The sequence below is a fragment of the Streptomyces sp. FIT100 genome (assembly GCF_024584805.1).
Taxonomy (GTDB): Bacteria; Actinomycetota; Actinomycetes; order Streptomycetales; family Streptomycetaceae; genus Streptomyces.
This window is the reverse complement of the sequence record NZ_CP075715.1, coordinates 7,605,433-7,625,638: the sequence shown is the minus strand read 5'-3', so window position 1 is coordinate 7,625,638 and position 20,206 is coordinate 7,605,433. Positions and strand designations below refer to the sequence as shown.

The 20,206-nt window shown below is 70.7% G+C and carries 14 protein-coding genes; 2 read left to right on the top strand and 12 right to left on the bottom strand.

All coding sequences use genetic code 11. The features are described from left to right. Positions 1 to 3 precede the first annotated feature (3 nt). The 4 genes from KK483_RS33910 to KK483_RS33895 are packed head-to-tail and all read right to left on the bottom strand — an operon-like array spanning position 4 to position 5,173. The gene (locus KK483_RS33910; RefSeq protein WP_262009042.1) at positions 4 to 1,182 is read right to left on the bottom strand and encodes an ABC transporter permease; all 1,179 of its coding nucleotides are present in this window, start codon (positions 1,180 to 1,182) and stop codon (positions 4 to 6) included. Between the two features lie 6 nt (positions 1,183 to 1,188). After that, entirely contained in the window at positions 1,189 to 2,190 is a 1,002-nt protein-coding gene (locus KK483_RS33905) for an ABC transporter permease (protein ID WP_262009041.1), read from the bottom strand. 21 nt (positions 2,191 to 2,211) lie between these two features. Further along, positions 2,212 to 4,197: an ABC transporter substrate-binding protein gene (locus tag KK483_RS33900; RefSeq protein ID WP_262009040.1), complete on the bottom strand. Its 1,986-nt coding sequence runs from the start codon at positions 4,195 to 4,197 to the stop codon at positions 2,212 to 2,214. Further along, the gene (locus KK483_RS33895) at positions 4,172 to 5,173 is read right to left on the bottom strand and encodes a dihydrodipicolinate synthase family protein (RefSeq protein ID WP_262009039.1); all 1,002 of its coding nucleotides are present in this window, start codon (positions 5,171 to 5,173) and stop codon (positions 4,172 to 4,174) included. The genes KK483_RS33900 and KK483_RS33895 overlap by 26 nt, the downstream gene beginning before the upstream one ends. A 207-nt stretch (positions 5,174 to 5,380) precedes the next feature. On the opposite strand from KK483_RS33895, the gene KK483_RS33890 reads away from it, so the two are divergent. After that, a complete protein-coding gene (locus KK483_RS33890) occupies positions 5,381 to 6,109 on the top strand; it encodes a GntR family transcriptional regulator (protein ID WP_262009038.1) in 729 nt (242 codons plus the stop codon). A gap of 26 nt (positions 6,110 to 6,135) precedes the next feature. Continuing rightward, positions 6,136 to 8,055, top strand: coding sequence for a glycoside hydrolase family 127 protein (locus KK483_RS33885; RefSeq protein WP_262009037.1), 1,920 nt, complete (start codon positions 6,136 to 6,138; stop codon positions 8,053 to 8,055). A gap of 62 nt (positions 8,056 to 8,117) precedes the next feature. On the opposite strand, the gene KK483_RS33880 is transcribed toward KK483_RS33885, so the two are convergent. From KK483_RS33880 to KK483_RS33845, 8 genes are all read right to left on the bottom strand, one after another. Further along, positions 8,118 to 10,361 carry an Ig-like domain-containing protein gene (locus KK483_RS33880; protein WP_262009036.1) on the bottom strand — a complete coding sequence of 748 codons (2,244 nt, stop codon included), beginning with the start codon at positions 10,359 to 10,361 and terminating at the stop codon, positions 8,118 to 8,120. Between the two features lie 311 nt (positions 10,362 to 10,672). Continuing rightward, positions 10,673 to 13,081 carry a glycoside hydrolase family 95 protein gene (locus tag KK483_RS33875; RefSeq protein ID WP_262009035.1) on the bottom strand — a complete coding sequence of 803 codons (2,409 nt, stop codon included), beginning with the start codon at positions 13,079 to 13,081 and terminating at the stop codon, positions 10,673 to 10,675. After that, positions 13,074 to 14,186 carry an aldose 1-epimerase family protein gene (locus KK483_RS33870; RefSeq protein ID WP_262009033.1) on the bottom strand — a complete coding sequence of 371 codons (1,113 nt, stop codon included), beginning with the start codon at positions 14,184 to 14,186 and terminating at the stop codon, positions 13,074 to 13,076. Before KK483_RS33870 ends, KK483_RS33875 begins: the two co-directional genes overlap by 8 nt. Next, on the bottom strand, positions 14,183 to 14,920 hold the full coding sequence (locus KK483_RS33865) for an SDR family NAD(P)-dependent oxidoreductase (protein ID WP_262009032.1): 738 nt from the start codon (positions 14,918 to 14,920) through the stop codon (positions 14,183 to 14,185). The genes KK483_RS33870 and KK483_RS33865 overlap by 4 nt, the downstream gene beginning before the upstream one ends. Then, the gene (locus KK483_RS33860) at positions 14,917 to 16,116 is read right to left on the bottom strand and encodes an extracellular solute-binding protein (protein WP_262009031.1); all 1,200 of its coding nucleotides are present in this window, start codon (positions 16,114 to 16,116) and stop codon (positions 14,917 to 14,919) included. The genes KK483_RS33865 and KK483_RS33860 overlap by 4 nt, the downstream gene beginning before the upstream one ends. Then, entirely contained in the window at positions 16,113 to 17,312 is a 1,200-nt protein-coding gene (locus KK483_RS33855; RefSeq protein WP_262009030.1) for a CaiB/BaiF CoA-transferase family protein, read from the bottom strand. The genes KK483_RS33860 and KK483_RS33855 overlap by 4 nt, the downstream gene beginning before the upstream one ends. A 168-nt stretch (positions 17,313 to 17,480) precedes the next feature. Further along, positions 17,481 to 18,254: an enoyl-CoA hydratase/isomerase family protein gene (locus tag KK483_RS33850; protein WP_262009029.1), complete on the bottom strand. Its 774-nt coding sequence runs from the start codon at positions 18,252 to 18,254 to the stop codon at positions 17,481 to 17,483. Beyond that, the gene (locus tag KK483_RS33845; protein ID WP_262009028.1) at positions 18,251 to 20,170 is read right to left on the bottom strand and encodes a right-handed parallel beta-helix repeat-containing protein; all 1,920 of its coding nucleotides are present in this window, start codon (positions 20,168 to 20,170) and stop codon (positions 18,251 to 18,253) included. The genes KK483_RS33850 and KK483_RS33845 overlap by 4 nt, the downstream gene beginning before the upstream one ends. Positions 20,171 to 20,206 lie beyond the last annotated feature (36 nt).

Here is a 20,206-nt window from a genome sequence, read left to right as displayed (position 1 = left end):
CCCCTACTTGTACGGGTCGGCGGAGTCCCGCAGCCCGTCGCCGACGAAGTTCATGGCCAGCACGGTGACGAACACCGCGATGCCCGGGATCAGCAGCCATGGGGCGGTCTCCACGGTGCGGATGTTCTGCGCCTCCTGGAGCAGCACGCCCCAGCTGACGGCCGGCGACTGGAGCCCCAGGCCGAGGAAGCTCATGGCGGTCTCGCCGAGGATCATCCCGGGGACGGCCATCGTGAGGGAGGCGATCACATGGCTGGACATGGACGGCACCATGTGCCGGAAGATGATCCGGCGCCGGTTGCAGCCGTCCAGCCGGGCGGCGGTGACGAAGTCCTCCTCGCGCAGCGAGAAGAAGCGGCCGCGCACCACCCGTGCCAGTCCCGTCCAGCCGATCACCGACAGGATGGAGGTGATGGCGAAGTACCGCGCCAGCGGCCCCCATTCGTCGGGGACGGCCGCGGACAGGGCCAGCCACAGCGGCAGCGTCGGAATCGACATCAGGAATTCGATGACGCGTTGGATGACCAGGTCGGGCACTCCGCCGAAGTAGCCGGAGATGCCGCCGAAGAACAGCCCCAGCAGGAAGCTGACGGCCACGCCGACCAGGCCGATGGAGAGCGAGACGCGTGCGCCGTGGATGATCCGCGAGAGCAGGTCGCGGCCCGACCGGTCCGTCCCCAGGAAGTACACCTTCCGGTCGGGGTCCGCGGAGCCGAAGAGATGCCGGTCCCAGGGGATGAGGCCCCACATCTCGTAGGAGTCGCCCTTGGCGAGGAAGGTCAGCGGGATGCGCTGGTCGGGATCGACGGTGTGGATCTGCTCGAAGGTCTCCGGGTCGCGTCTGGTGGTGTAGCCGTTGGCGTAGAACCGCAGGCCGTCGTCCCAGCTCAGATCGACCCTGACGATCTGCGGCGGGGCGTAGGTGTGCTTCTCGTCGGCGTTGCCGGGAGAGCCGGGCGCCAGGATCTCGGCGAAGACGACGACCAGATAGGCCAGCAGCACCACGACGGAACCGAACAGCGCCAGGCGGTGCTTGCGGAAGCGGCGCCACACCAGGCGCCAGGGGGAGGCGTACCCGCCGGTGACCGGTGCCTCGTCGGCGAGCGCGGCGGCGGCCCGTTCGGGCGGCGGTGCCTTGGTCTTGGTCTTGGCTTTGATCTTGGTCTTGGCCTTGGTCAGCATCGCCGCTCACCCTCCCTCGTAGCTGTGCCGGATCCTCGGGTCCCACCAGGCGAGGGCGAGATCGCTGACCAGGGTCCCGATGACGGTCAGGGTGGAGAGGATCAGGATGAAACTGCCCACCAGGTACATGTCCTGGCTGAGGACGCCGCCGAGCATCAGCGGGCCCGTCGTCGGCAGGTTCATCACGATCGAGATGATGGTCTCGCCGCTGATCAGTCCGGGCAGCAGCCAGCCGACGGTGGAGAAGAACGGGCTCATCGAGGTGCGCACCGGGTACTTCAGGAGCAGTTTCCACTCCGGCAGCCCCTTGGCACGGGCCGCGACGACGTACGGCTTGTACAGCTCGTCCAGGAGGTTGGCGCGGATGATGCGGATGCCGCCCGCGGTGCCGGAGACGGCGATGATGAGGATCGGCAGCCACAGATGGCTCGCCGCGTCCAGGAGCTTGCCGAGGTTCCAGGCGGCGTCCTGGTACTCCGGCGAGAACAGGCCGCCGGGACTCAGGTGGAAGTAGCGCATGCCGACCCACATCAGCACCAGCGCCAGCATGAACTCCGGCACCGCCATGCCGATGAACCCGAAGAACGTGGCGGTGTAGTCGCCGGGCGAGTACTGGCGTACGGCGGAGTAGATGCCGATCGGCCAGGCGATGGCCCAGATGATGAGCATGGTGGCGACGGAGAGGAAGAAGGACAGGGCCACGCGGTCCCAGATCAGGTCGCCGACCGGCTGGCTGTTCCAGGCGAACGCCTGGCCGAAGTCGCCGTGCAGGACGATGTTGCCGATCCACTTCCAGTACTGGGCGAGGAAGGACTGGTCCAGGCCGTAGCGCTCGCGCAGCGCGGCCACCTCCGCCGGACCCATCACCTCGCCCCGCTCCTCCGCGTTGGCCTGGAGCGTGGAGACGTAGTCGCCCGGCGGAAGGCTGATGATGAAGAACGTCGCGAGCGAGACGGCCCACAGCGTGACGGCCATCCAGCCGAGACGCCGGCAGAGAAACGCGAGCATGCCTTCTCTCCCGTCCGGCCGTCAGGCCCTGAAGTAGTAGGTGCTGGGATTGCTGGGGCCCGGCATCTGGTGCAGTCCGTTGCTGTTGAACTCCTTGGGCACGTTGCCCAGGTTCGTCTTGGCGATCCCGTAGTCCTTGGGCGGGGTCGAGATCCCGATGTAGTAGAACTGCTCCTTGGTGATCTCCAGGATCAGCTGGGCGATGCGAAGGGCCTCGTCGGCGTCGAACGTGGCGCGCATCCGGTCGAAGAGCTCCAGCTGCTCCTTGATCCGTGCCGGGGGCTCCTCGCCGCGGCCGTCCTGCATGTACCACTTGGCCCATTCGCCCCCGTAGCGGGAGCCGCCACGCGGGTTGGTCGGCACGTAGTAGTGGTTGCCACCGGTTCCGGTACGCAGGTCGAAGTTGTTGCAGTCCCAGGTGGCGGCCTCCGACCTGCCGCTCTCGACCCGCTCCCAGTACAGGGTTTCGGCCACGCGGGAGAGCGTGGCGTCGACGCCCACCTTCAGCCAGTCGCTGCGGATCATGTCCATGGCGTCGACCTGGTCGGCATACTCGGAGACGATCAGCACGGTGAAGGCCACGGGATCGCCGTCCGGAGTGAGACGGATGCCGTCGCCGTTGCGCCGGGTGAAGCCCGCCTTGTCCAGATGCTCGTTGGCCTTGGCCACGGAGAACTCGGTGTACTGCCTGCCCAGTTCCTCGTTGAGCAGTTCGTGCCCCGGGTTGGGTGCGGCCTGCCAGGGCTGCCCCTGGCCGGCGAAGACGGTGTCGATGATCTTCTGCCGGTTGATGGCGTACGAGAGCCCGATGCGGAAGTCCTTGTTCGCGTAGAGCGCGCGCTTCTTCTTGTCGGGGTGGGTCTGGTTGAGGCCGATGATCAATGTGTTGGCCGCGTCGGGCTCCACGTCGATGACGCGGTAGCCGCCCTTGGAGCGGTTGCGCACGATGACCGGCTTGTTGCGGACGGTGCCGAAATGGTAGAGCTGCATGTCCAGATCGCCGTTGGAGATCTTGAGGAGCTCGACCTCCACCTCCTGGACGATGTCGATGATGACCTTGTCGATGTACGGCAGCTGGCTGCCGTCGGGGTCGACCTTCCAGTAGTAGGGGTTGCGGTCGCAGACCACCTGACTGCCCTTGGTGACCGCGTTCCGCGGCAGCCAGGCGTTGAGGGTCGGCAGCTTCGGATTGGCGAACATCTCCGACACGAGGGGCATGTGGTCGATCCAGTTGGTCAGCCCGGCCGCCTTCGCCAGCTTGTCGGCGTCCTCGTTGTACTTCGGGTGGAACTGCTTGAGGTAGTGCTTGGGCAGGATGGGCTGAAGGCCGGTGGTGCCCGCGAACTCCTCCAGGAAGCCGGGCTTCGGCTCCTCGTAGACGTACTTGACGGTGAGGTCGTCCACGATCTCGAAACGGGCCGGCCTGCCGGAAGCGGACTGCCACAGCTCGTAGACGCCGTGCTGGTGGAGCTCGCTGTTGATGTTGCAGTCGTTGAAGGCGAAGTCGAGGTCCTCGACGGTGACGGGCTCGCCGTCGGACCATCTGAGGCCCTTGCGGAGGTGGAAGACGAACTCCTTTCCGCCACCCAGCACTTCGTACTTCTCACAGACGTTGGGGAGGATCTCCGTCTTGGTGACGCCTTGCCAGACGGGCGCCCAGCGCACCAGCGGCTCGTAGCCCACGGCGTAGCGCAGCCAGCCGGTGTCCTCCTGGGTGATCATCGCGGAGTGCCAGGTGCCGCCGTAGGCACCGGTCTCCTCCAGGGGCTTGACCTCAAGGGGCTTGGCCGGGAGGCGGTCCTCGACCTTGGGCAGTTTCCCGGCCTCGACCTGCTTCTTCAGCGAGGGCGCCTCCTTGCCCTTCGCTCCCCCGCCGCCGCGGCTGTCGTCCGGGGCGGTCTCGAAGAACCCGCAGCCGGAGGCGGTGGCGACCACGAGGAGGCCGGCGCCCGCCCGCAGCATGTCTCTTCGTCCGAGGTGCCTATTCGGTGTCGGTCCGGGAGTCATCTTCACGCTCCTTCTGACGTGCTTCCTGACGAGCCGTCCGGTCTGCCGCCGCCTCCAGCTCCCGGACCATCGGCACCACGGTCGAGGCGAGGCGGCTCTTCTCGTCACTGCCGAGGTGGGCCAGGGGCTCCGCCGCATGTCCTGCCTCGATGCGGCCGAGTGCGGCGAGGACGAACTTGTACGTGCTGACCACGGCGGCGAGCGAAGGGGCGCGGCGTGCCAGGCGCATCGCCTCCACCAGGTCTTCGAGCTGGTCCTGCATCAGTCGGGCCCGCACCCAGTCCTCCGCGCGGGCGGCCTCGTACATCGCGACCAGATGCCGCGGCGTGAGGTTGGCGAGGGACGAGGTGGCGCCGGCGGCGCCGACGTACAGCGAGAGGTCGGTGATGCTGCTGCCGCCCGTGAAGCAGCGCAGCGGCAGTCCCAGCGCGGCGGCGCGGCGCACGAGCTGGCGGAACCAGGTCATGTCGCCCGCGCTGTCCTTGATGCCGGCGAGGACTCCCTCCTTGGCGAGCCGCAGCACGGAGTCCGCGCTCAGACTGACCTTCGTCAGCTGCGGCATGTGGTAGGAGAAGATCGGGAAGCCGACGGCCCCGGAGATCCGCCGGTAGTGGTCGCACAGTTCTTCCTGGCTGAACTCGGTGAAATAGGGGGCGATGACGGCGAGCTGATCGGCTCCCGCCGCCACCGCGGCGCGTGCGTGGGTGACCGCGAGCCGGGTCGCGGTGTCGCCGACATGGGCCACGACGGGCGCCCGGCCGGCGGCGACCTTGGCGGCGACGCGCACCGCCACGGCCCGCTCGTCGGAGTCGAGGGCGTGGAACTCCCCCGTCGTGCCGTTCATCCAGAGCCCGTGAACGCCGGCGTCGAGCAGGTGCTCGATGTGGCATTCCAGCGAGCGCTGATCCACCGCTCCGGTGGCCCCCATGGGAAGGACGACCGGTGCGATGATCCCGTGCAGCTGGTGGTTCGACATAGGCACCCCAAGGGCATGTCGCTGGTATGCCATGAGTGTGTTGTTCGGGTAAAACATCGTCAACCCTCGTGCGGCAAGATTTAGTTGCTCTCCGAGAACTTGTCCGGGAACGGGGAGACGCCCGGTCGACCAGCGGCATACCATGGGCGCAGGCATGTGGCGCGTAGCCACCCGCTCGAACGGACCAGCGGCGCCAGGGGAGGCGGCATGAACCCACCGAGAACGGCAGCGGCCCACGAGGACGCGGCGGCATCCGCCGGCCCCGGGCAGGACGAGAGCCTGGAGAGCCGGGCCCGGCAGGCCCTCGTCGACTGGCTGACGAAGGAGCACCCCTCCCCCGGGCAGCCCGTGCCGGTGCGCGAGTTCGCGCGGCGCCTCGGCATGAGCCGCACCCCCGTGCGCAGCGCGGTCGGCAGACTCTACGAACGGGGCCTGCTGGCGTACGACACGACCGCGGGGTTCACGGTCGCCATACCCTCGCTGTCCAGTCTCTACGAACTCTTCGAGCTGCGGCTGATGCTCGAATCGCACAGCCTGCGCCTCTTCTCCGAGCGCACGGACCTCGAACCGCCCGCGAAGCTGCGCGAGCTCGTGGACGAGGCCGAGGAGCTGGGCCGGCTCTCCCTGAAGGACCACAGCCGCTACATCGAGTTCCGGGACAACGACAGCCGCTTCCACCGCGCGATCGTGGAGCTGGGCGGCCTGCCCCGGCTGCTCGAACTCCACGACGATCTGCACCTGAGCATCCATGTCACACGCGCCGGGATGGAGGCACCCATCACCGCGTCGCGGCTGAACACGGCCGTCGCCGAGCACCGGGCCGTGGTCGACGCGCTGGAGCGCGGCGACCGGCTCGCGGCCCGCGACCTGCTGGAGGCGCACATCCTCCGGATCCGCGACCAGACGATCGCCTTCCTCGCCCGGCCCCGTATGTAGCTCCCGACATCACGTGAGGAGTCACCGTGAACGGACCGATCGTCCCCACCCCCGTCGCACGCACCGCGCACCGGCCGGTCGTTTTCGACCGCGTCGAACTGACCGGCGGCCTCTGGCAGTTGTGGCAGAAGGTCACCCGCGAGAACAGCCTGCCTCTCGCGTTCTCCTGGCTGGAGAAGGCCGGGAACTTCGACAACCTGCGGCAGGCCGCGGGCGAGCGGCCGGGGGCCGGGTACCGAGGCCCGGTCGCCATGGACTCCGACGTCGCCAAGGTGCTGGAGACCGCCGCCTTCGAGCTGCAGCACGGCCCGGACGACGCGACAGCGGAGTTCATCGACCGCGCCACCGCGCTGCTGGAGGCCGCCCAGCAGGACGACGGCTACCTCCACTCCCACTCCCAGGTGGTCAAGCCCGGCGAGCGGTGGAACCAGCTCGTCGACAGCCACGAGATGTACTGCGCGGGCCATCTCTTCCAGGCCGCCGTCGCCGCCCGGCGCTCCTTCGGTGACGAGCGGCTGCTCGCCGTCGCCCGCCGGTTCGCCGACCGCCTCGTGGCCGATTTCCTGGACCGCGAGGATCCACCGCTCGACGGCCATCCCGAGGTGGAGACGGCCCTGGTCGAGCTGTACCGGGTCACCGGTGAGGAGCGGTACCTGGCGCTGGCGAGGAAGTTCGTCGACGAGCGCGGACGCGGCCTCGTCGGCCCCCACAAGTGGGGCGCCCGGAGCCGCATCGACCATCTGCCGGTGCGCGAGGCCCCCACGATCACCGGCCACGCGGTGCGCGCCCTGTACATGGAGGCGGGCGTCGTCGACCTCTACCTGGAGACCGGCGACGAGTCCCTGCTGCGGGCCTCCGTCACCCGCTGGGAGGACATGGTCGCCTCCCGAACCGCGCTCACCGGCGGCCTCGGCTCCCGGCAGGTGGCCGAAGTCTTCGGCGAGGCATACGAGTTGCCACCGGACCTCGGCTACAACGAGACCTGCGCACAGGCCGCGTCCATCCAGTGGTCCTGGCGGCTGCTGCTCGCCACGGGGGACGCCCGCTACGCCGACCTGATCGAGCGGACCCTGTACAACGGGTTCGCCTCGGCCCGCTCGGCCGACGGCAAGCGGTACTACAAGGGCAACCCGCTGCAGCGGCGCGCCGACCACGCGGATCACGTGGGCGACCCGCGCTACCGCGACGAGTGGTTCTACTCGGCCTGCTGCCCGCCCGCGTTCACCCGGATCGTCGCCGCGCTGGAGCACTATCTGGCGACGGTGGCCGGCGACACGCTGTACGTGCAGCAGTACGCGCCCACGGCCCTCACCACCCGGATCGGAGGCGGCACGGCAAAGCTGCGTATCGAGACCGGCTACCCGTGGGACGGGACCGTCACGGTGACGGTCGACGAGGCGCCCGGCGGGGAATGGGGACTGGCCTTCCGGATCCCGCCGTGGAGCACCAGGGCCCTTCTGGAACAGGGCGGTTCGGCCCGCGAGGTCACCCGGGACGAGCGCGGCTACGTCACCGTGCAGCGGGAGTGGCGGGCCGGCGACACCGTCAGCCTCCACCTCGACATGATGCCCCGCCTGACGGTGCCGCACCCGCGCATCGACGCTCTGCGCGGGTGCGCGGCGATCGAGCGCGGGCCGCTCGTCTACTGCTTCGAGCAGATCGACCTGGCCGAGGGCGTCGACGTGGACGAGCTGGCGCTGCTGCCCGGCAGCGAGCTGCGCGTCACCGCCGAGGAGGAGATTCCCGGGATCGGGCGCACGGTGAGGATCGAGGCCGACACGGTCACGGTCGCGGGCGCGCACGAGGCCGGGCTCCCCTACCTGACCCACCCGCCCGCCTCGGCCACCACGACCGGACGCACCACGGCCACGGCGCTCCCGTACTTCCAGTGGGACAACCGCGGTGACGGCGCGATGCGCGTGTGGATGCCGCTGGCCGACAACTGACCGAACGGCCGCGCCCCGCCCTCACCGGGCGGGGCGCGGCCTGCTTCATGGGGCGCTCCCGGTCACTTGTTGATCTGCACCTTGCCGAACGTGGCCGTGCAGTAGTTGGCCACCCTGTTGGCCTCCTTGTTGGCGTCGATCGCGAGACCCATGAAGACACGGTCCGCCATGGGGATCCGCTCGAAGACGACGTGACCCGCCCAGGTCAGCCCGTCCGGCGAGATGTGCCCCTGGAACTCGTCGCCGCGCTTGGTGATGCGCAGGTAGTACGGCAGCTCGTCGAGGTGCTCGTCCTCGTCCCAGGGGAAGTTGCTGTCGGACGTCTGCGTCCCGTACCGGCCGATCCGCAGCCCCCGCGCCTTCAGCCCGCCGTCGAGGTAGGTGATGCCGAGCATCAGGAACGCCGAGTCCGGCGTGAGGTTCTCGCGCACCATCACCCCGGCGATGACGCCCTCGTACACCGCGGCGAGGGAGTCGATCCGGGCGATGATCTCCACGACCTCGTCGTCGGGCGCCTGGATCGGCTGATGGAGGAAGGTGAAGGCGTCCTTGCGGCCCTTGATCTTGCCGGAGCCCTTGAGGGTGATGGCCGCGCCCGCCAGCGCCGCCGAGCCGGCAACGGGCACCTTGCCGATGTTCTTCAGCCGCCACGGCGTGGTCGCCGTCGTGTGGTTGACGTGGACCGGGAGGCAGGTGGACGTGGTGGCCGTGCCGGAGGAGTCGGTGGCGCGCGCGGTCAGGTAGTGCGTGCCGTCCGGGGCGCCCGTCCAGGTGAAGGCGTGCGGCGCCCTGGTGGTCTCACCCAGCTTCGTGTCACCCGCGTAGTACTCGACGGTGGCGATCGACGCACCGCTGTCCGCCGTCGCCTCGACCTCCACGGTGATGTCGGCGGTGGTGCCCGTCCCGGCGTAGACCTGGTCGGGCGTGGGCGAGGTGATGGCCACCACCGGGTTGTCCCCGCCCGTGCGCACGATCGAGTTGAGGTAGGTCTCCAGGCGGGTGTAGCCGCCCTCGGCCTCGCCCTGCCAGGCGTCCGGGATGCCGTCGTGGTCGGAGTCGGCGGGCGGCTCGGCGGAGACCAGCGGGACCCAGCCCCCCACCTCGGTCTGGGAGTTGATCATACGGCCGGTGCCGTTGCGGACGTCGGCGACGATGCGCGCGTCGATCGCGTCGCGCCGGGGCAGGATCGCGCCGGCTCCGTTCAGGACGGCCTCGTACGCCTCCTGCGCGGTCTCCTCGGGCAGGGGGTCGGGCAGGGCGACGGGCGTGTCGAGCAGCGTGATGCCGCCGACGTTCAGCTCGATGCCCTCGCGGTTGTCCTGCGTCACGTCGTCGTGGCCCTCGATGACGTTGCCCTGGACGTACCAGGAGCCGAACCGGTCGGGGCGGACGACGACCGGGGCGACATCGGCCAGTGTGTTCGGGCCCGGCTTGTAGTAGTTGCCGACGACGTTGATGCCCTCGGCCCACTCGCCGCCGTAGCAGGAGGTGTAGCCGTAGTTGTAGATGACGTTGTTGCGGTGGTCGACGTGCTGGAGGAGGCCCTCCTCGAAGCCGAACCGGGGGTTGCGGCCGCCGTTGTGGACGAGCAGGTTGTGGTGGTACGCCACGTTGTCGCCGCCCCAGATGCCGCCGAAGCCGTGCCGTCCCTTCTCGTGGCGCGACATGGTCAGCGGCTCGGAGATGATGCACCACTGCATGGTGACGTTCTTGTTCTTGTACGGCGAACAGTTCTCGTCGACGGCCCAGCTGAACGAGCAGTGGTCGATGATGACGTTCTCGCACTGCTCCATGCCGAAGCAGTCGATCCCGGTGCCGAGCGTGTCCCCGGCGCGGAACCGCAGGTACCGCATGATGATGTTGCTGCCCTTGATCTCCGTCTCGTTACCGGCCACGCAGATGCCGCCGCCGGGCGCCGTCTGGCCGGCGATCGTCAGGTTCGAGCCCGTGATGTCCAGGCCGCCGTCGAGCTGGATGGTGCCGGAGACACGGAAGACGACGGTCCTGTTGCTGCCGGACACGGCGTCGCGCAGCGATCCCGGTCCGGAGTCGTCGAGGTTGGTGACCTCGTAGACGGCGCCGCCGCGGCCTCCCGTGGCGTACATACCGCCCCCCTGGGCGCCGGGGAAGGCGGGCAGGGCGGCGGAAGCGGCAGCCGCGGCGGCCGCGGCGCGGGTGCCGGCCGGCGCCGCGTGGGCCGCGACGCCCGGCAGGGCCACCGCTGCCACGATCGCACCGGATGCGGTGACGAAGGCCCGCCGGCCGAGGGGGCGCGGGTGGCCGTTCTGACGTGGTTCGTCGGTCATGGGTGGTACTCCTCCGCGGTGAGAAGTCTGGATTTGGGGTGCGGCTGGGCCGCTTTCGGGGGCTCCGCCCCCGGACCCCCGCGCCTCAATCTCCCCCTACGCCCTGCGGCGTGGGGGGACCCCCGGCGAGGCTGGATTTCGGGGCTGCGCCCCGCATTTCCAGCCCGTTGGGGCACCTCCCAGGCGAAGCTCTGGGGGAGATTGAGGACACGGCCGAAGGCCGTACGGGGTCCGGGGCGAAGCCCCGAAAGGAGGTCTGGGGGCTTCGCCCCCAGTTGCGGGAAGGGGCGGGGTGGGGAAAGACCCCCCGCTCAGCCGCGGCGCAGCCGGTACACACCCCCCGGCCGCGTGTCGAACGCCACGACATTCGCCTCGGGCCGCTCGGCCCGGAAGGCGTCCGTCTCGACAGGGTGCGGCGTACGGATCCGCACTGGATTGCCCAACAGGGAGCGGACCGTGGCCCGTACGACCCCCGCGTCCGCCCACTCCAGGTCGACCTCGAAGCCGCCCCGCGCGCGCAGCCCCCGGAAGCTGCCCGCGGGCCAGGCCGCGGGCAGGGCGGGCAGCAGGTCGATCTCGTCGGTGTGGCTCTGCAGCAGCATCTCGGTGATGCCGGAGACGCCACCGAAGTTGCCGTCGATCTGGAACGGCGGATGCAGGTCGAAGAGGTTGGGCGCCGTGCGGGCGGGCGTGAGCAGCCGGGCGAGGTACCAGTAGGCCGTCTCCCTGTCGAACAGCCGCGCGTGCATGTTCATCTTCCAGGCGAGGGACCATCCCGTGCCCGTGGTGCCGCGCAGTTCGAGGGACTTGCGTGCCGCCGCGGCCAGTTCGGGCGTCAGCCGGGGGGTGATCTGGGCGCTGGGGAAGACACCGTAGAGGTGGGAGACGTGCCGGTGCTGGATCAACGCGGCCTCCTCCCAGTCCTCGAGGTACTCCTGGAGCTGGCCGAGGTGGCCGATCTGGTGCGGGGCGAGCCGTCCGCGCACCTCGGCGACGCGCTCCGCGAGGCCGCGGTCACGGCCGAGCACGCGGGCCGCCTCCCGGAAGGCGTCGAACAGGTCGCGCAGCAGCTGCATGTCCATGGTGGGCCCGGCGCAGATGCTGACGCTCTCGTCCTCGTCGTCGTGGTGGCCGATCTCCGGCGAGTGGGAGGGGTTGGTGACGAGCCAGCCCGTCCTGGCGTCCACGGTGAGGAAGTCGAGGAAGAACTCGATCGCGCCCTTCAGGACGCGGTAGTTGCGGCCCAGGGCACGGCTGTCACCGGTGAAGCGGTAGTGGTCCCAGAGCATCAGGCAGAGCCAGGCGCCGCCGGTGGGCCACATGCCGTAGAAGGCGTGGTCGACGGGGGCGGTACCGCGCCAGCCGTCGGTGTTGTGGTGCGCGACCCAGCCGGGGGCGCCGTAGAGCGCCTTGGCGGTGCGGGCGCCGGACTCGGCCACCTCGTGGATCATGTCGACGGCGGGGTCCCAGCACTCGGCGAGGTTGGCGGGCCCGGCCGGCCAGTAGTTCATCTCGAAGTTGATGTTGAGGGTGTACTTGGACTCCCAGTTGGGGGTCATGAGGTCGTTCCACAGCCCCTGCAGGTTGGCCGGCTGCCCGGGCGCGCGGGAGCAGGAGGCCAGGAGGTAGCGGCCGAACTGGAAGTAGAGGGCGGCGAGTTGCGGGTCGCCGCCCTGCGCGAAGAGCGGGATGCGCTCGTCGGTGGGGAGGTCGATGCGGTCGGAGGTGCCGAGGTCGATGCCGACGCGGGCGTAGAGCTTCCGATAGTCCTCGACGTGCCGCCGCTTGAGGACCTCGTACGGCTTGGCGGCGGCCGGTTCGAGGTGGCGGGCGGCGCGCTCCTTCTCGTCGGCGTCGGCGTCCAGGTAGTTGCGGTAACTGGTTGCCATGGAGACGAACAGGGTGACGGCGTCGGCGCCCTGGACGGTGAGCGTCTCGCCGTCGGTGGTGACGCTGCCGCCCTCGGGGAGCGCGCGGACGAGGGCACGAAACCGGACGGCGCCGGCGCGGCCCTCCGAGTCGCCGCTGACGCCGTCGAGCGCGAAGGTCGCGCCGTCGACGGGCGAGGCGGTGGCCCGCTGCGGGGTGGTGAAACCGGCGGTGAAGGACAGACTGCCGGGTTCCTCTGACGTCATCCGCATGACGATCACCTGGTCGGGGGCCGAGGCGAACACCTCGCGCGTGTACCGCAACCCGTCGTGCCGGTAGCCGACGCGCGTGACCGCCGTCTCCAGGTCGAGCTCGCGCTCGTACTCCGAGACCTCGCCCGCGCCCGGGAACGTCAGCTGGAGGTCGCCGAGCACCTGGTAGTCGGCCTGCTCCGAGGGCTTGCTCAGGAACTTCTCCTCGCAGAGCATCTGCGCCTGGTTCCACTTCTCCTCGATCACCAGGCGGCGGACCTCTTCGAGGTGGCGGACGGCATCGGGCTGGGCGTAGTCGTTCGGGCTTCCCGCCCACAGGCTGTCCTCGTTCAGCTGCAGCCGCTCGGTGTCGGTGCCGCCGAAGACCATGGCGCCGATGCGGCCGTTGCCGACGGGGAGCGCCTCCAGCCAGGCGGCGGCGGGGCGGCGGTACCACAGCCGCATCGGGTTGGTCCCGGGGCTACCCGCGCCGGCTGCCCCGGCGGCCGGGGCCGCGTGGGCGGTGCCCACGGGCAGGGCGCTCGCGGCGGCTCCCGCTCCGGCGGCGGCGAGGACGTGACGTCTCGACAGCTCAGGCATGGTGCGCCTCCAGATGGTGGGTGAGGTCGGTGAGGGCGTCGGCGCCGCGGTGGACGCGGAAGGTGGTGCGATAGGTGCGGGACTCGCCGGGGCCGAGCCAGATCATGGTCCCGTCGGCGCGGGCCGCCGCGTCGCCGGCCACATGGTGGGTGGAGGGCTCCAGGCCGACGGCGTAGTCACCGGCGCGCAGATTGAGCCACTGGAAGAAGCAGGGGAAGGCGGACAGCGACCACTCGACGCTCACCGCGAGGCCGAGCCGGTCGTTCACCAGCGCCGCCCCGGTGCGTCCCGTGTCGTCGCAGGGGGCGAGCGCGTGCTCGTAGACCTGCTCGACGAAGCCCGGCTGGGGTGCCGGCAGGGTCCGGTGGTCGATGCCCTGCTCGGTGACGCTGTCGGTCTGCCAGAGGGTCTTCTCGACGGGGGCGAGGAAGCGGCTGCCGGCGTCGAGCAGCGGCCAGCCGAGGTTGATGTGGTAGAGGAACATGTGCGGGGTCGGGTCGAACCCGGGGTTGGTGACCGTGTCGGTCAGGCGGATCTCGTCGCCGCCGACGTCGGCCTCGATGCGCCGGGTCAGCCGCAGGTTCTCGGCGAACACGGCGGCCTGGCGCACCTCTCCCTCCGCCCACAGCACGCACTGCTCCCCGGACCACCGTTCGCCGTATCCCGTGAGCCGGGCGGGGAGGTTGGCCACCCTGCCGTGCAGTCCGTGCCGTGCGGTCCCGCGCGGCGGATAGCGGTAGGTGTCCGCGTCCACCTCGCCGCCGAAGAGGGTGTGGTCGAGCCCGCCGGTCACCGTGAGCCCGGAGAAGGACCGCAGCCAGGACAGCCCGTCCTCGTCGGCGTGCTCGTGCAGTCCGGGGTGCCGGAAGCCGGTGCGCGAGCGCCAGCCGAAGGACTGCCCGGAGTGCTCGGCCGCGCCGATGTCCATGCAGCGGTCGACGAGCACGTCGAAGGCGAGTCCGCTGCCGGTGCGGAACTCCAGTGCCCGGATGCCGCGTTCCGCCCCGTCGCCGAGCGTGACGAGCCGTACGCCTCCGGCGGCGGCCGTCTCCCCGGTGCGCGCGGCGATCTCCCGGGCGCCCAGGTGCTGTCCGTGCAGCCTCATGTCATCACCCACCCTCCGTTGACCTCGATCGTCTGCCCGGTGACGAAGGACGCCTCCGGGCCTGCCAGGAATGCCACGACGGCGGCCAGCTCCTCCGGCCGGCCGCGCCGCTTGAGCGCCTGCCGGTCCCGTACGAGGGCGTCGTAGCCCTCGGGGTCCGGGTGGATCTGCTCGGCGGCGGTCGGGAACGCCCCCGGGGACACGCAGTTGACCCGGATCTCGTGCTCGCCCAGCTCGCGGGCGAGCGCCCGGGTGAGGGCCACGGCGGCGCCCTTGGTGGCGACATAGGCGGCGAGGTCGGGCCAGCCGCCGTGCATCGTGATGGAGGCGATGTTGACGATCGCCCCGCCGCCGCGGCCGGTCATGGCGCGGGCCGCGGTCTGGGCGCAGATCCAGTACGCCCGCTGGTTCACCGCCTGGACGTCGTCGTACTCGGCGAGCGGCACCTGGAGGAACGGCCGGCTCGGGTAGACCGCCGCGTTGTTGACGAGCACACCGACGGGGCCGAGCCGGCGGCCGGCGGTGGCGAAGGCGGCCCCGACGGCGGCCGCGTCGCGCAGGTCGACGGTGAGCGGCAGCACGGTGCCGCCCGCCTTCTCGACGGCCTCCGCGGTCTCCTCCAGCGCCGGCCCGTCGGCGTCCAGGGCGGCGACGGGGTGGCCGTCCGCGGCCAGCCGCAGTGTCGTGGCGCGGCCGAGGGCGCCGCCCGCGCCGGTGATCAGGGCAGTGGTCATCGGTGCGTCGCCTCCCGGTGGCGCGTCTCCAGTTCGTCCAGCAGCGCTTGGTGCGGTACGCCCTCGGCGAGGCCCTCGCGCAGCAGCCGTGAGGCGGCCTCCTGGAAGGCGGGATAGCCGGGCCACCGCGGGCGCACCCAGGCGGCCTCGACGGTGGCGAGGGTGGAGCGGTAGAAGCCGTCCGAGCGGCCGTTGGTCCAGGGGTCGGTCCAGGCGGCGCGGGCGGCGGGCTGCCCGCCGGTCACCGGGAACAGCTCGCGCTGCACGGGCTCGGCGAGGATGCGGCGCAGATGGTCGCGGACCGCGTCGCGTACGGCGGGATCCCCGGCCCGCCGCCGGGAGACCGCGAGGCCCGCGCCGCCGAGCACGCTGCCGTGCGGTCCGCCGGGCCGCCAGGCGGGTGCGTCGCCGAAGGCCAGCGGGTACGGGCCGGACCGGGTGTAGGTCACATAGCCGTAGACGAGCGGGCAGTAGGCGGGTCCTCCCGCGGCGGCCATCGCCCGCAGCACCCCGATCGGGTTGAGCGGCCAGAGCGCCGAAGGGCTCCGCGAGAGCAGCTCCGCCATCGTGTCCAGGGCGGCGAGTCCTCGCTCCCTGGAGGCGAACTCGGCCTCTCCGGCGGGTGCTTCGCCCTGCGCGAGGCAGAGCGAGCAGAAGGTGAGGAAGGCGTGGGGGCCGCCGAGGCAGAGCGTGAGGGGCACCTCGCGGGGCAGCGCGCACACCTGCGCCCAGGTGCGGGGCATCGGCCGCCCGGCCATGAGGTCGGGGCGGGCGGCGGACACCTGGGCCGCGGCGTCGATGGGCAGCGCCCAGACGCGGCCGTCCAGCACGTAGCTGTCGTACGAGGCGCCGACGGTGGCCTCGCGCCAGCCCTTCAGCTCGGCCGTGTCGAACAGCGTGTCCACCGGCACCAGGCAGCCGGACTCGACGGCCGAGCCGATCCCCGGGTGGTCGATCACGAGGAGGTCGTAGTCGGCGGCGAGGGCGGCGATCGGCGTCGACTCGAAGCCGCTGAGGGGCTGCCGGTCCCAGCGCAGCGGCCGGCCGACCGTCTCGCAGCCCGGCGGCAGGGAGGCGTCCAGCCGGGCCAGCTCCTCCAGTGGGCCGTAGCCGCGCGGGTGGTCCCAGGTGAGGCCGCGCAGTTCGTCGGCGGCCGGGCGTCCGGGCGCGGTCAGGGGGGAGATCGCTGCCGTCATGGTGCCTCCTGACGGGCGGTCACGGCCCCGTCGGCGAGCAGCGCGGTGACCCGTTCGGGCGGGTAGCCGAGCTCGTCGAGGAGTTCGCGGGTGTGCTCGCCGGTGAGCGGCGCGCCGCGGTGCACAGCGGGCGGGGTGGCGCTGAAGGTGTAGGGGAAGCCGGGCGTGGTCACCTCGCCCTCGGCCGGGTGCCGGTAGGTGACGAAGGAGCCGTTGTGGCGCACCTGGGGGTCGGTGACGACCTCGGCGTACGAGTGGACGGGCCCGGCCCAGATGCCGCGCTCGTCGAACAGCTCCAGCCATTCGGCGGTGGTGCGGTGGGGCAGCCGGGTCCGGACCAGGGCGGTGATCTCGTCCCGTCGGGAGTGGCCGTCCGTGTCCGTGTCCATGCCGGCGAGCTCCGGCAGGCCGAGGGCGTCACCGAGGACGTCCAGGGGCGGCATGGCGAGGGCCACGTGGCCGTCCTTGGTGGCGAACACGCCGTAGGGGGCGCGGATGTAGGTGTGGCCGTGGGGCTCGGTGCCGCGGCGCTGGGGGACGCCGCCGACGGTGTACACGGACAGTTCCTGCATCTGCACGGCGATCGCCGCGTCCAGCATGTTCACCGAGACCAGCTGGCCCTCTCCGGTGCGTTCGCGGTGCAGCAGGGCGGCGAGCGCCCCCTCGAAGGCGCTGTACGCGGTGATGGCGTCGACCGCGTACGTGCCGGAGGGGGCCGGCGGGTCCCCGTCGCGCCCGACGCTGTACATCGCACCGGTCAGGGCCTGCAGGAGCAGGTCCTGGCCGGGCCGCGCGGCGTACGGTCCGGTGTCGCCGTAGCCGGAGACCGACACGTAGACGATCGCGGGGTTGACCTCGCGGATCGACGGATAGTCCATGCCGAGCCGCTCGGCGACGCCGGGCCGGTAGTTCTGCAGGAAGACGTCGACGTTGCGGGCCAGGTCGCGGACGACGGCCCGGCCGGCCTCGGTCTTGAGGTTCACGGCGAGGCTGCGCTTGTTGCGGTTGAGCGAGAGGAACGAGGCGTTCAGCTCCACGCCCTCGGCGCCGCCCGCGGGGGCGCGGCGCTGCCATTCGCCGTCCGGCGGTTCCACCTTGACGACGTCGGCGCCCAGGTCGCCGAGGCGCATCGCGGCGAGCGGCCCGGCCATGGCGATCGACAGATCGACCACGCGGTAACCGTCCAGGATTCCCATTGCCCGTTCCCTCCGTAGCCCTGGCGCCGGCGGATTCCCGTGTCCGTCGGCGAGGTCGGCCGGCGCCCGCCGCCGGCTGCGGCGGGCGGTGTGCGGTGTGCGGCCTTCGGTGTGCGGATTGCGGATTGCGGTGTGACATGTGCGGCGTGCGATGTGCGGCGCTGTGCGTCAGTGGCCTTCGAAGCGCGGTTCGCGGCGCTCCGCGAACGCGCTGCGTCCCTCCGCCGCGTCCCGCGTGGCGAAGCAGACGGTCTGGAGGTCCCTCTCGTACTGGATGGCCTGGTCGAGCGGCATGCTGTGGGCCGCCCGCAGATTGGCCTTGGCCGTCTGTGCGGCGATGGGCGCGCGAGCGGCGATGCGTCCGGCCAATTCGACTGCGGTGTCGATGAGTTGACCGTCGGGTACCACCTGGCTCACCAGGCCCCAGGCGAGGGCCTGGCCGGCGTCGACCGGATCGCCCGTGAGCAGCATCAGCGCGGCGTTGGACGCGCCGATGGAGTGCGCCAGCTGTGCCGCCATACCGCTGCCGCCGATCCAGCCGAGTTTGATCTCGGGCGCGGCGAACGTCGCGCTCGTGGCGGCCAGCCGGATGTCGCAGGCCAGCGCGAGTTCGAGGCCGCCCCCGAAGGCATAGCCGCCGACGGCCGCGACGACGGGCGTGCGCAGTGCCCGCACCGCGTCCCCGTAGTCTCCGCGGTTGCGGAACGCCCACGGCGTGTCGTACCCGTCGAGTTCCCGGATGTCGCTGCCGACACAGAAGGCGCGCTCGCCGGCGCCGGTGAGGACGATGCAGCGGACGTCTCCGTCGGCGTCCAACTCGCCCAGGGTACGGGCGAGTTGGACCGACATCTCCGGCGTCACCGCGTTGAGCTTGGCGGGCCGGTCCAGCGTCACCAGGGCGACGCCGGACCTCCTCTCGCAGGTGATCCGGCCGGCGGTCACCGCGCGTTCGCCCCCGAAGCCCCCGGCACCTCGGCCAGGTACGGGAAGTCCGGCTTCACGCCGATCTTGTCGTACTCCATCTTCGACGGGTCCCAGCCCTCCGCCCAGTTGGCGTTCCCGACGGTGCTGCACGGCGGCTTGTAGCCCTGGTACTTGTCGTCGAGGACCTCGCCGACCTCGACGTTGTCGAGGTGGAAGCTGCAGCCGCCGTTGTCCAGGTGGACGCCTCGGGTCGAGTTCCTGTTGGGCACCGACGGGTCGTTGATGACATCGCCGATGTAGACCTGGTCGACGAAGTTGTCGATCTTGTGCGGTTCGAAGTTGCTGGTGCCGTAGGCGTAGAACGCGCTGACCTCGCTGGTGTCCAGGCCCATCTTCTCGAAGCGGAGGTATGTGAAGGTGTTGTCCCGGGCGTAGTTGTCCTCGATCTTCACCTCGGGGCGGACTTCGAGGCTCACGCCGTGTCGCGCGCTGTGCTCGAAGTAGCTGTGACTCACCTCGTTGCGGCCGGTGTTCATCAGCTCGACGCCGGCCGCGTCACCCGGCACGAGCTCGCCGTAATGTTTGAAGACGTTGTTGGTGATGAGGTGCCCGAAGGACGTGTTGCCCTCGCCGGGGTACGGGCCTTCGACCTTGATGCCGTCGCCGCCGATGTTCTCCAGCAGGCTGTCGCGGACGGTGAGCCCCTCGTTGGCGAAGAGTGCGTAGACCGCGTGGTAGCCGGTGTCGGAGATGCGCATCCCCTTCATCGTGATGTCACGGCTGTTGGTGATGGTGACGGCGCCGTGCCGGTTGCGGGGCATCTCGATCTGGCGGTCGTACTGGGGGTACTTGCGCACGAAGCCGGAGTCGCCTTCGTCGACCCAGCCGTAGCGGTACCACTCCATGAAGTCGCTGTACTGGGCGGCGAGTCCGTCGAAGGTGATGTTCTCGACACGGCGGTCCTCGGAGGCGCCGGCCAGGTTGAGCAGGGTCGTCACCGTCGGCACCATGATCTTGGCGTGCTTGATGTCGCCGCGCGGCATGTAGTAGACGGTCAACTCCTCGTCGTCCAGGTACCACTCACCGGGCTTGTCGAGGAAGTGGCGCGAGTTCTCCAGGAAGAACCGGGAGCCGCTGTCGCTGTTCACACCGGCGTACCGCATCGGGTACTGGAGGGAGATCTGGCCCTCCTCCTCGTTGACGTCCCTGATCGGAATGGTGTCGGTGAACCAGGACCAGGAGCCCCCGGATTGGATGTGCACCCGGGCGTCGTCATGGTCCAGGTCCCACTCCTTCTTCAGCACGCCGGGTTCGGTCCAGATCCAGCGGCGCACGGCCTCCTTCTCCGGCTCGGGGATGGTGGACTTCAGGTACGGCGCCCACTCCGTCTCCGTCGCGCGGTTGGGGTAGCGGGCGGTGGTCGCCCGCTGCCCGTCCTCGAAGAGGGTGTAGACGGACTTGTCGACCTTGGCGGTGTAGATGCCGTCCTTGTACTCCTGCCAGCCGGTGACGGGCTTGGCGCCGAGGAGCCGCGCCTTGCCCGGCCCGTCGTAGCTGCGGTAGACGACCTGGTGGCCGCGGGTGCCCGAGTCGCGGTCGTCGAACTCGATGGTCCTGGCGACCGGGTAGTCGCCGGCGCGCAGGTTGACCACGATGTCGCAGCGCATCTGCGACGCCTTGTTGAGCCCTTCGTCGCGTATGTGGTCGCGGGCGTGCTCGACGGTCCGCCAGGGGCTGTCCTTGGTGCCCTTGGCTCGGTCGCTGCCGTCGGGCGCGACGAAGAACTGCCGGGGCGAGCACTCCCCCGCGGCGGTGGCGGAACCGGTCGACAGCGTGGCGCCGCCGAGCAGGAGCAGTGCGCTCGCGGCCAGGACGGGGACGCGCAGGGAACGGGGAACGGGGAACGGTCGCGGCGTGCGGGTGCTGCGGAACACGGGGCCTCCTTGCCTCCGTAGTGCCTCAGGTTCGGC